The organism is Luteococcus sanguinis, from assembly GCF_039527675.1.
GTDB lineage: Bacteria > Actinomycetota > Actinomycetes > Propionibacteriales > Propionibacteriaceae > Luteococcus > Luteococcus sanguinis.
Genome location: NZ_BAAAKI010000004.1, coordinates 266,320 through 278,328 on the forward strand (window position 1 = coordinate 266,320; position 12,009 = coordinate 278,328).

A 12,009-nucleotide genomic window follows, 5' to 3' on the forward strand; every position below is an offset into this window, starting at 1 on the left:
GAGTTCTGCTTGCGTAGGAGCGGAAAGGGCCAGGGCCCGACTCCGTGGGGGAGAGTCGGGCCCTGGCCAGGGACACCGTGAGGTCCGGATCAGGCGGGGCGAACCGCCGAGGTCGGGCGCATGCTGGACAGCTTCGCCTTGCGGACGACGTCTCCGGTGCGCGGGGCGTGGATGACGTAGCCGTTGCCGATGTAGATGCCGACGTGACCGCCGCCGTAGAAACCGAGGATGTCGCCAGGCTTCAGGTTCGACAGGCTGACGCGGCGCAGGCCACCCAGCTGGGAGTAGCTGGTACGGGGGATCGAGACACCAGCGGCGCGGTAGGCCGCCTGGGTCAGGCCCGAGCAGTCGAAGGAGTAGGGGCCGGTCGCACCGTAGCGGTAGGGGCTCCCCAGCTTCGCGTAGGCGAAGGAGACGGCCTGCTGCGCGTCGCTGCTCGCCGAGACGCTGGAGGTGACCGAGGTGACCTTGACGGCCGCCTTCTTGACCGGACGCTTGCCGCTGCGCAGGGCGCTGAGCGTGGCAGCATCGACACGGCCGTTCACGGACAGGCCGCGCAGGGCCTGGTATTTCTTCACGGTCGCGCGGGTCTGCGAGCCGAACCGGCCGTCGACGACGATCTTGTAGCCGACATTTCGCAGCGAGATCTGCAGCTGGCGCACCGAGGCATTGCTGGCCCCGTAGACGGCCTTGCCGGCGACGATCTTCTTGGCTGCGGTCATCGAGCACACGCGCATGGAGGAGCAGGCGGCCTCGGCCGAGGGCGCGGCGCCCATCGTCATGCCGGCGCCCAGTGCGACGGACGCAGCGAGGGCAACGGCGGACTTCGAGATGGTGGACATTCTTCCCCTTGATTGGTCTCGGTGCCCCGAAGGATCTCGGGGACCGCTGTCGTTCGTGGGTGTCGCCCGTGGGGAGCGACTGCGCAGACACTACGTGGGCTGAGTGTTCTAGGACAACTCTCAGATTCTGTTAAGACTCGTCAAGTCAAGGCCATGGGTCTTCGCTGAGCGTGAAATGGCAAGTCAGAAGCCAAAAGGGGCTCAACCTGTGAGTTTGCCCGGGTCGGGTCTTGACGGCTGAGCCGAAGCCCTGGGCCCGACCACTACGTCACGAGGTATCGATGGACGCGATTTCGGCACAAGGCCCGACTCTGGATTGCTTCGTGCGGGCGCACCATCGCCGCACAGGCGGTGGGCTCCTCCGATTTGATGCGCGCGTAGGGAGTCGTCTATGGTGTGAGGACCGAAGACCGCTGGTAACAGTAATGGCCGGCCAGTTCGCTGGACCGGACGCCCGCGCAGGTGAAGCAGATCGAGTTCTCGCCGTCATCACGATGGCTTGAGGTTGCCCCGCGTCACGTGTGCGCCGGGGCCTTTTTCTTTCTCCCGGCCCTTCGGTGCGGACGCTGACTGGCGTCCGATGATCACAGGAAGTGGGAAGGAGACCCAATGGCTAGGCCTGACAAGGCAGCCGCAGTTGCGACGCTGAAGGAGCAGTTCTCCAGCGCCGACGCAGCCGTGCTGACCGAGTACCGCGGTCTCACCGTCGCGAGCCTCAAGGAACTGCGCCGCTCGCTTGGTGAGAACGGCACCTACGCCGTGGCTAAGAACACTCTGACCCAGATCGCGGCCAAGGAGGCTGGTATCGAGGGGCTCGACGAGCACCTCTCCGGCCCGACCGCCATCGCCTTCATCAACGGTGATGTTGCCACCGTTGCGAAGGGTCTGCGTGACTTCGCCAAGGCGAACCCGCTCCTGGTCATCAAGGGCGGTGTCATGGATGGAAAGATCCTTGGCGCCGAAGAGGTCAAGAAGCTCGCCGATCTCGAGTCGCGTGAGGTCCTCCTCGCGAAGCTCGCCGGCGCGATGCAGGGTTCCCTGCAGCAGGCCGTCTTCCTGCTCGCCGCTCCGCTGTCCCAGGCCGCTCGCGTCCTCGGTGCACTGGAGACGGCCGCGCAGGCCGATCCCTCCCTCATTGCTGGCGCCGGAGAGGCGCCCGCTGGCGAGGAGACCACGGAGCCCGCAGCCGACGAGGCTGCTCCCGCCGACCAGGCGGACACCGATGCAGCTCCCGCTGCTGAGGAGGCAGCAGCCGCTGCCGACACCACCGACGCGGCTGATGCTGCATCAAACGAGAACTGAAAGGACGGCTAACCATGGCCAAGCTCAGCACTGAAGAGCTCCTTGATGCCTTCAAGGAGATGACCCTGATCGAGCTCTCTGAGTTCGTCAAGCAGTTTGAGGACGCCTTCGGCGTCACCGCCGCTGCCCCCGTGGCCGTTGCTGCTGCCGCCCCGGCTGCCGGTGGCGCCGCTGCTGGCGACGACGCCGCTGAGGAGAAGGATTCGTTCGACGTGATCCTCGAGTCGGCTGGCGACAAGAAGATCCAGGTCATCAAGGAGGTGCGCGCGCTCACCGGTCTGGGCCTCAAGGAGGCCAAGGACCTGGTCGAGGGTGCGCCCAAGCCGGTCGTCGAGGGCGCCAAGAAGGACGCCGCCGACAAGGCCAAGGAGCAGCTCGAGGCTGCCGGCGCCAGCGTCACCGTCAAGTGACGCATGCCCCCTCGGGGGCACGCCGGTGGGCACAGCTCACCTGATCTGCAGCAGGGCGGTCGACTCGTGTCGACCGCCCTGCTGTCAGTTTCGCCGCCGGACGGGGTTGACCCGACACGCTGGCCGCGCCAAGTACGGACGCGGTGCTTGCCTGTTCGCGCACAGTGCGTAGGATGTTCAACAGCAACTCGGGGTCCTCCCGCGCAGAGTGGCGCAGGGGAGGTCAAACTTACTGCCTGGGCTGGGCTTTGCTTTTCGCACCCGTGGCACGTATTGTGGCTACTTGCCCCATCGAGTAATCGGCGACCCGTGGCTTGACACGGGTCGTTCAGCATGCACAGAACCTTCTCGAGTTCTTGGAAGGACCAATATCTTGGCCGCCTCGCGCACCGCGTCGAAGAACACCAATGTCGTCTCCGCTTCGGGTCGTATCTCGTTCGCGAAGATTCACGAACCCATGGAAGTCCCAAACCTGCTCGATCTGCAGGTGGACTCCTTCAACTGGCTGCTCGGCAACGAGGTCTGGCGCGCAAGCGTCGACGAGGCCCTGGCTGCCGGCCGCACGGATGTGAACACCAAGTCCGGCCTGGAGGAGATCTTCGAGGAGATCTCCCCGATCGAGGACTTCTCCCAGACGATGTCGCTGAGCTTTCGCGACCACCGCTTCGAGACCGCGAAGTACAGCGTCGACGAGTGCAAGATCCGCGACGTCACCTACGCCGCACCGTTGTTCGTCACCGCCGAGTTCATGAACAATGACACCGGCGAGATCAAGAGCCAGACGGTCTTCATCGGCGACTTCCCGCTGATGACCGACAAGGGCACCTTCATCATCAACGGCACCGAGCGTGTCGTCGTCTCGCAGCTGGTCCGCTCCCCGGGCGTCTACTTCGAGCAGACCCCCGACAAGACGTCCGACAAGGACATCTTCACCTGCAAGGTGATTCCCTCTCGTGGCGCCTGGCTGGAGTTCGAGGTCGACAAGCGCGATCTCGTCGGCGTGCGTCTGGACCGCAAGCGCAAGCAGAACGTCACCGTGCTGCTCAAGGCGCTTGGCTGGACCGATGAGCGCATCCTCGAGGAGTTCGGCGAGTACGAGTCGATGCGACTCACCCTGGAGAAGGACCATGTGTCCACCCAGGACGAGGCCCTGCTCGACATCTACCGCAAGCTTCGCCCGGGCGAGCCGCCGGCCCGCGATGCCGCCCAGCTGCTGTTGGAGAACTACTACTTCAACCCGAAGCGCTATGACACGGCGAAGGTTGGTCGCTACAAGATCAACAAGAAGCTCGGCCTGTCGCTGCCCTTCGACCAGCAGGTGCTGACCATCGACGACATCGTCGCGGCCATCCACTATGTCTGTGCGCTGCACGAGGGCAAGGCCGAGATCACCCGCGCCGACGGCCAGACGGTCATCGTCGAAGAGGATGACATCGACCACTTCGGCAACCGTCGCTTGCGCACCGTGGGCGAGCTGATCCAGAACCAGCTCCGCACCGGCCTCGGCCGCATGGAGCGAGTCGTGCGTGACCGCATGACCACGCAGGACATCGAGGCGATCACGCCGCAGACGCTGATCAACATCCGTCCGGTGACCGCTGCGCTGAAGGAGTTCTTCGGCACCTCGCAGCTGTCGCAGTTCATGGACCAGAACAACCCACTCGCGGGCCTGACGCACAAGCGTCGTCTGTCGGCCCTCGGCCCGGGTGGTCTGTCCCGTGATCGCGCCGGCATGGAGGTCCGTGACGTCCACCCCTCGCACTACGGCCGCATGTGCCCCATCGAGACCCCTGAAGGCCCGAACATCGGCCTGATCGGCTCGCTGGCCTCCTTCGCCCGCGTCAATGCCTTCGGCTTCATCGAGACGCCGTACCGCAAGATCGTGGACGGCTTCGTCACCGACCAGGTGGACTACCTGACCGCTGACGAGGAGGACCGCTTCGTCATTGCCCAGGCCAATGCCGTCATCGACGAGAAAGGCCACTTCGCGGAGGAGCGCGTGCTCGTCCGCAAGAAGCACGGCGACGTCGACACCGTCCTGCCCACCGAGGTGGACTACATGGACGTCTCCCCGCGCCAGATGGTGTCGGTGGCAACGGCCCTGATCCCCTTCCTCGAGCACGACGACGCCTCGCGTGCCCTGATGGGCGCCAACATGCAGCGCCAGGCGGTGCCGCTGGTCCGTTCCGAGGCCCCCTTCGTGGGCACCGGCATGGAGTACCGCTCCGCCATCGACGTCGGCGACGTCACCGTCGCCTCCAAGGCCGGGGTCGTGACGAATGTCACCGCCGACCTGGTCGAGTTGGCCTGCGATGACGGCACCTACCAGAGCTACAAGCTGCAGAAGTTCAAGCGTTCCAATGCCGGCACCTGCGTCAACCAGCGCCCGCTGGTCGCCCAGGGGCAGCGCGTCGAGGTGGGCTCCCCGCTCGCCGACGGCCCCTGCACCGACGGTGGCGAGATGGCGCTCGGCAAGAACCTGCTGGTCGCCTTCATGTCGTGGGAGGGTCACAACTACGAGGACGCGATCATCCTGTCGCAGCGCCTCGTGCAGGACGACGTCCTCACCTCGATCCACATCGAGGAGCACGAGGTCGACGCCCGTGACACCAAGCTGGGCCCCGAGGAGATCACCCGGGACATCCCGAATGTCTCCGAGGACATGCTGGCAAACCTCGACGAGCGCGGCATCATCCGCATCGGCGCCGAGGTTGGCACCGGCGACATCCTGGTCGGCAAGGTCACGCCCAAGGGCGAGACCGAGCTCACCCCGGAAGAGCGCCTGCTGCGCGCCATCTTCGGCGAGAAGGCTCGCGAGGTGCGCGACACCTCGATGAAGGTGCCCCACGGCGAGACCGGCACGGTCATCGACGTTCGCGTCTTCGACCGTGAGGAGGGCGACGAGCTGCCCCCCGGCGTGAACCAGCTGGTTCGCGTCTACGTGGCGCAGAAGCGCAAGATCTCCGATGGTGACAAGCTCGCCGGTCGTCACGGCAACAAGGGCGTCATCTCGAAGATCCTCCCGGTTGAGGACATGCCCTTCCTCGAAGACGGCACCCCCGTCGACATCGTCTTGAACCCGATGGGCGTTCCCTCGCGAATGAACGTCGGCCAGGTGCTCGAGAACCATCTCGGCTGGATCGCCAAGACCGGCTGGGACATCGAGGGCATCGAGGGCGACTGGGCCGAGCGCCTGCGCGACGTCGGCCTCGGCCACGTCGACGGCAACTCGCGCCTCGCCACGCCCGTCTTCGACGGTGCCAACGAGGCCGAGATCGCCGGCCTGCTCGAGAACGGCATCCCGACGCGCGACGGCCAGCACCTGGTCGACCGCGACGGCAAGGCCCGTCTCTTCGACGGCCGCTCCGGCGAGCCGTACCCGGAGAAGGTCGGCGTGGGCTACATGTACATCCTCAAGCTCCACCACCTGGTGGACGAGAAGATCCACGCCCGTTCCACCGGCCCGTACTCGATGATCACCCAGCAGCCGCTGGGCGGCAAGGCGCAGTTCGGTGGCCAGCGCTTCGGTGAGATGGAGGTGTGGGCCATGGAGGCGTACGGCGCCGCCTGGGCCCTCCAGGAGCTCCTGACCATCAAGTCCGACGACGTCCCCGGCCGCGTGAAGGTCTACGAGGCGATCGTCAAGGGCGAGAACATCCCCGAGCCGGGTATCCCGGAGTCGTTCAAGGTTCTCGTCAAGGAGATGAAGTCGCTGTGCCTGAACGTGGAGGTCCTTTCCTCCGACGGCACCGTGGTGGAGCTTCGCGACAGCGAGGACGACTTCCGCTCGGCCGAGGAGTTCGGCATCGACCTCTCCCGTCGTCCCGGCAGCGATTCCTTCGCGGTCGTCGACGAAGTCTGAGTGCGTCAGGCAGCGGGGAGCCCCCGCTGTAACCCGGAGGCTGGCCATGCGGCCGGCCCCGGGCCGACTCAGTCACCCGAAACCGTACTCAGACACTGAACTTTCCTGACACACCAGGAGAAAGAGAACCAACGTGCTGGATGTGAACTTCTACGACGAGCTGCGCATCGGCCTCGCGACGGCCGACCAGATCCGCGAGTGGTCGCACGGCGAGGTCAAGAAGCCCGAGACCATCAACTACCGCACGCTCAAGCCCGAGCGTGACGGCCTCTTCTGCGAGAAGATCTTCGGTCCCACCCGGGACTGGGAGTGCTACTGCGGCAAGTACAAGCGCGTGCGCTTCAAGGGCATCGTCTGTGAGCGCTGTGGCGTCGAGGTGACCCGGTCCAATGTCCGTCGTGAGCGGATGGGCCACATCGAGCTCGCCGCCCCCGTGACCCACATCTGGTACTTCAAGGGTGTTCCCTCGCGTCTGGGCTACCTGCTCGACATCGCCCCAAAGGACCTGGAGAAGGTCATCTACTTCGCGGCGTACATGATCACGTCGGTCGATGACGAGGCGCGCCACCGCGACCTGCCCTCCCTGGAGGCCAAGGTCGAGGTCGAGCGCAAGCAGCTCGAGAAGCGCCGCGACTCCGACCTCGAGACTCGCATGGCGAAGCTCGAGGAGGACATGGCCAAGCTCGAGGAGGAGGGCGCCAAGGCCGACATCAAGAAGAAGGTCCGCGACGGTGCCGAGAAGGAGATGAAGCAGCTGCGCGACCGCAGCCAGCGCGAGATCGATCGCCTGGATGCCGTGTGGAGCCGCTTCAAGGGCCTCAAGGTGCAGGACCTCGAGGGTGATGAGATCCTCTACCGCGAGATGAAGAGCCGTTTCGGCAAGTACTTCGCGGGCTCGATGGGCGCCGAGGCGATCAAGAACCGCGTCGCCACCTTCGACCTGGTCGCCGAGGCCGAGTCGCTGAAGGACACCATCCAGAACGGCAAGGGCCAGCGCAAGACCCGCGCCCTGAAGCGCCTCAAGGTGGTCTCCGCCTTCCTCAACACCGAGAACAGCCCCTCGGGCATGGTCCTGGACGCCGTCCCGGTCATCCCCCCGGACCTGCGTCCGATGGTGCAGCTGGACGGTGGCCGCTTCGCGACCTCCGACCTGAACGACCTGTACCGCCGCGTCATCAACCGCAACAACCGCCTGAAGCGCCTGCTCGACCTCGGTGCCCCCGAGATCATCGTGAACAACGAGAAGCGGATGCTCCAGGAAGCCGTCGACTCGCTCTTCGACAACGGTCGTCGTGGTCGCCCGGTGACCGGTCCGGGCAACCGTCCGCTCAAGTCCATCAGCGACATGCTGAAGGGCAAGCAGGGGCGCTTCCGCCAGAACCTGCTCGGCAAGCGCGTCGACTACTCCGGCCGTTCGGTCATCGTCGTCGGCCCGCAGCTGAAGCTGCACCAGTGCGGTCTGCCCAAGGCGATGGCGCTGGAGCTGTTCAAGCCCTTCGTGATGAAGCGTCTGGACGACCTGAACCACGCCCAGAACATCAAGTCGGCCAAGCGCATGGTCGAACGTCAGCGTCCGGTCGTGTGGGACGTGCTGGAAGAGGTCATCCAGGAGCACCCCGTGCTGCTGAACCGTGCCCCAACCCTGCACCGCCTCGGTATCCAGGCCTTCGAGCCCCAGCTGATCGAGGGCAAGGCGATCCAGCTGCACCCGCTGGTCTGCACCGCCTTCAACGCCGACTTCGACGGCGACCAGATGGCAGTCCACCTGCCGCTGTCCGCCGAGGCGCAGGCCGAGGCCCGCATCCTGATGCTGTCGACGAACAACATCCTGAAGCCGGCCGACGGTCGTCCCGTCACGCTGCCGACCCAGGACATGATCATCGGCATGTACTTCCTCACCTCGGAGCGTCTGGGTGAGGTTGGCGAGGGACGCGCATTCAGCTCCGTCGCGGAAGCCCTGATGGCCTTCGACGCCGGCGAGCTGAAGGTCAACACCCCGATCAAGCTGGTGTTGCCGAAGGTCAACGGCGCGCTCGGCGAGAACGCTCGTCCCGACGGTTCGGTGCTGCTGGACACCACGCTGGGCCGGGCGCTGTTCAACGAGGCCCTCCCGGCCGACCATGCCTACGTCAACGAGACCGTCGGCAAGAAGAAGCTCGGCGCGATCGTCAACGACCTGGCGGAGCGGTACAAGAAGGTTGTCGTGGCGCAGACCCTCGACAACCTCAAGGACCTGGGCTTCCGCTGGGCAACCCGTTCGGGCGTCACCGTCTCGATCGGCGACGTGCAGACGCCGCCGAACAAGCCGGAGATCATCGCGTCCTACGACGCGAAGGCGGCCAAGATCGACAAGCTCTACGAGCGCGGTGCGGTGACCGAGGACGAGCGTCGTCAGGAGCTCATCCAGATCTGGACCGACGCGACTGCCGAGCTGACCGCCGCGATGGAGAAGAACTTCACCGCGACCAACCCGATCTACATGATGGTCGCCTCCGGTGCTCGTGGAAACATGACCCAGATGCGTCAGATCGCCGCCATGCGTGGCCTCGTGGCCAATCCGAAGGGCGAGATCATCGCCCGTCCCATCAAGTCGAACTTCCGTGAGGGCCTCTCGGTCCTGGAGTACTTCATCTCCACCCACGGTGGCCGTAAGGGGCAGGCCGACACCGCACTGCGTACCGCCGACTCGGGCTATCTGACCCGTCGTCTGGTCGACGTCTCGCAGGACGTGATCATCCGCGAGGAGGACTGTGGTACCGAGCGTGGTCTGACCAAGACAATTGCCGAGGTCGACGAGACCGGCTCGCTGCGCACCCTCGACAATGTCGAGGCCGCCGCGTACGCCCGCACCCTCGCCGTCGATGCCGTGTCCGAGTCGGGCGAGGTGCTGGTCCCAGCCGGCACTGACCTGGGTGACCTGGAGATCGACAAGCTCGTGGCAGCCGGCGTGTCCAGCATCAAGGTGCGCTCCGTGCTCACCTGTGAGGCGGCGACTGGTACCTGCGCGATGTGCTACGGCCGTTCGCTGGCCAGCGGCAAGCTGGTCGACGTCGGCGAGGCCGTGGGCATCGTCGCGGCGCAGTCCATTGGCGAGCCCGGTACCCAGCTCACGATGCGTACCTTCCACACCGGTGGTGTGGCCGGTGACGACATCACACAGGGTCTGCCCCGCGTGGTCGAGCTCTTCGAGGCCCGTCAGCCCAAGGGCAAGGCGCCCATCGCCGAGGCGGCTGGCCGGATCAAGGTCGAGGAGGGTGATCGTTCGCGCAAGCTCATCCTGGTGCGGGACGACGGCCAGGAGGACCTCGAGTACCCTGTGGCACGCCGCGCCCGTCTTGAGTTCGAGGACGCCAATGGCGTCAAGCACTCGATCAAGGACGGGATGCACGTCGAGGCAGGCCAGCAGTTGACCGCCGGCACGATGGACCCGCAGGACGTCCTGCGCGTCCGCGGTGTGCGCAAGGTGCAGGAGCACCTGGTGGAGGAGGTCCAGCGCGTGTACCGCACGCAGGGCGCCCCGATCCACGACAAGCACATCGAGATCATCATTCGCCAGATGCTGCGCCGCGTCACGGTCATCGACTCGGGCGAGACGAAGATGATGCCGGGTGAGCTGGTCGACCGTGCGACCTACGAGAGCCACAACCGACAGGCTCTCGCGGAGGGTGTCAAGCCCGCCGAGGGCCGTCCGGTGCTGATGGGCATCACCAAGGCCTCGCTGGCGACCGAGTCCTGGCTGTCCGCTGCCTCCTTCCAGGAGACCACCAAGGTTCTCACCGACGCGGCGATCCACGGCAAGTCCGATTCGCTGCTCGGCCTGAAGGAGAACGTCATCCTCGGCAAGCTGATCCCGGCTGGTACCGGTCTCGACCGCTACCGCAACATCCGGGTGGAGCCCACCGCGGAGGCGAAGGCCACTGCGTTCACCATGAACTACGACCCATTCGACTACGACTTCGGGTCGGGTACGGGTGCCGCGGTTCCGCTGGAGGACCTGGACTTCGGCGACATGCGCTGACGAAGCACGCAGTCTGGCACCGGGGGTGCGTCCGCAAGGACGCGCCCCCGGTGCCTTTGTGCGCCCAGTGTGGACGCCTACGTCCTTCCCGGGTTGCGGGTGACTACATCGGTGACCGCTTGCACCATGGCGGCAGCCGGCAGCCGGTCCACGCCGTGGGGCGCGAGGACCTCGACCGCTGGGGCGGTACTCCGATGCACGCTGCCGGACGGCTGGATGGGGGAGAGCCTGGCCACCCTCGGGGCGGATCTCCACCTGGCCGCGGTGGGCTCCCAATGGTGCATCGGAGCGGTCGAACTGCAGGTCAGGGACCCCCGCTTCCCCTGCTCGACCTCCAAGGCCGTGACGGCGCGCCCTGGATTGCTCAAGGAGATCACCGCCGCCGGCGGTTCGGGCACCTACCTGTTGCGGCGTGCTCCTCGCGGTCGGAACCGACCCGAGCTTCCGCTGTGAGTAGAGGAGCGGCGTGTGCTTGCGTTTTGACCGACGGGCGTACAGCGCGTAGATTTGGCCCCTGTGCTCGATTGAATCGAGCCAATGTGCGTGCCCTGGCGAAGGGGTCGGCTTCCTAAACGTTGCGAGGAGGCTGGCGCCGGTGCGGAGTTCGCACGGCAGGAACCAGCACACGCACGCGGATAAACGGTGGTCCGCGGCGGGGAGGCAGGGGCCTGCACGCCAGGGATGACCATCCAGACAACGAAAGAGATACCAGCCGGTGCCTACCATCCAGCAGTTGGTCCGCAAGGGCCGCACTGACAAGGTCAGCAAGAACAAGACCCCCGCGCTCAAGGGCTCGCCCCAGCGCCGCGGCGTGTGCACTCGCGTGTACACCACCACCCCCAAGAAGCCGAACTCGGCGCTCCGCAAGGTTGCCCGTGTCCGCCTCTCCTCCGGTGTCGAGGTGACCGCCTACATCCCCGGTGTGGGCCACAACCTGCAGGAACACTCGATGGTGCTCGTCCGCGGTGGACGAGTGAAGGACCTTCCCGGCGTTCGCTACAAGATCATCCGCGGCTCCCTCGACACCCAGGGTGTCAAGGGCCGCAAGCAGGCTCGCAGCCGCTACGGCGCGAAGAAGGAGAAGTAATGCCTCGCAAGGGTCCGGCGCCCAAGCGCCCCGTGATGGTCGACCCGGTCTACGGGTCGCCGCTGGTTTCGCAGCTCGTCAGCAAGATCCTGCTGGACGGCAAGAAGACCACCGCGCAGGACATCGTCTACACCGCCCTCGAGGGCACGCGTGAGAAGACGGGTGTCGATCCGGTGCAGACGCTCAAGCGCGCGCTCGACAACATCAAGCCTGCCCTCGAGGTGAAGTCCCGCCGCGTCGGTGGCGCCACCTACCAGGTGCCGATCGAGGTCAAGCCGGCCCGCGGAACCACGCTGTCGATGCGTTGGTTGGTCAGCTACTCCCGCGCCCGTCGTGAGAAGACGATGGCCGAGCGCCTCATGAACGAGATCCTGGATGCCAGCAACGGCCTGGGTGCTTCGGTCAAGAAGCGCGAGGACACGCACAAGATGGCCGAGGCCAACAAGGCCTTCGCTCACTACCGCTGGTGACCCCCGGTTGCCCCAGTG

The 12,009-nt window shown here is 65.8% G+C and carries 8 protein-coding genes; 7 read left to right on the forward strand and 1 reads right to left on the reverse strand.

Annotation, left to right across the window (positions count from 1 at the left end):
* Positions 1-89 precede the first annotated feature (89 nt).
* Positions 90-842, reverse strand: a complete 753-nt coding sequence (locus ABD089_RS04980) for a C40 family peptidase (protein WP_343885110.1) — start codon at positions 840-842, stop codon at positions 90-92.
* A 609-nt stretch (positions 843-1,451) separates the two neighbouring features.
* Between ABD089_RS04980 and rplJ the strand changes: the two genes are divergently transcribed.
* The 7 genes from rplJ to rpsG all read left to right on the forward strand — a co-directional run bounded on the left by rplJ (position 1,452) and on the right by rpsG (position 11,991).
* Entirely contained in the window at positions 1,452-2,144 is a 693-nt protein-coding gene (gene rplJ / locus ABD089_RS04985; protein ID WP_343885112.1) for a 50S ribosomal protein L10, read from the forward strand.
* A gap of 14 nt (positions 2,145-2,158) precedes the next feature.
* Positions 2,159-2,554 carry a 50S ribosomal protein L7/L12 gene (gene rplL / locus ABD089_RS04990; RefSeq protein ID WP_343885114.1) on the forward strand — a complete coding sequence of 132 codons (396 nt, stop codon included), beginning with the start codon at positions 2,159-2,161 and terminating at the stop codon, positions 2,552-2,554.
* Between the two features lie 373 nt (positions 2,555-2,927).
* The gene (rpoB, locus tag ABD089_RS04995; RefSeq protein ID WP_343885115.1) at positions 2,928-6,416 is read left to right on the forward strand and encodes a DNA-directed RNA polymerase subunit beta; all 3,489 of its coding nucleotides are present in this window, start codon (positions 2,928-2,930) and stop codon (positions 6,414-6,416) included.
* Positions 6,417-6,549: 133 nt separating this feature from the next.
* Positions 6,550-10,434 carry a DNA-directed RNA polymerase subunit beta' gene (locus ABD089_RS05000; protein ID WP_343885117.1) on the forward strand — a complete coding sequence of 1,295 codons (3,885 nt, stop codon included), beginning with the start codon at positions 6,550-6,552 and terminating at the stop codon, positions 10,432-10,434.
* A 111-nt stretch (positions 10,435-10,545) separates the two neighbouring features.
* Complete coding sequence (locus tag ABD089_RS05005; protein WP_343885119.1) at positions 10,546-10,887, forward strand: MOSC domain-containing protein; 342 nt, start codon at positions 10,546-10,548, stop codon at positions 10,885-10,887.
* A 262-nt stretch (positions 10,888-11,149) separates the two neighbouring features.
* On the forward strand, positions 11,150-11,521 hold the full coding sequence (gene rpsL, locus ABD089_RS05010) for a 30S ribosomal protein S12 (RefSeq protein ID WP_343885120.1): 372 nt from the start codon (positions 11,150-11,152) through the stop codon (positions 11,519-11,521).
* Positions 11,521-11,991 carry a 30S ribosomal protein S7 gene (gene rpsG, locus ABD089_RS05015; protein ID WP_343885121.1) on the forward strand — a complete coding sequence of 157 codons (471 nt, stop codon included), beginning with the start codon at positions 11,521-11,523 and terminating at the stop codon, positions 11,989-11,991. The genes rpsL and rpsG overlap by 1 nt, the downstream gene beginning before the upstream one ends.
* The last annotated feature ends 18 nt before the right edge of the window (positions 11,992-12,009 follow it).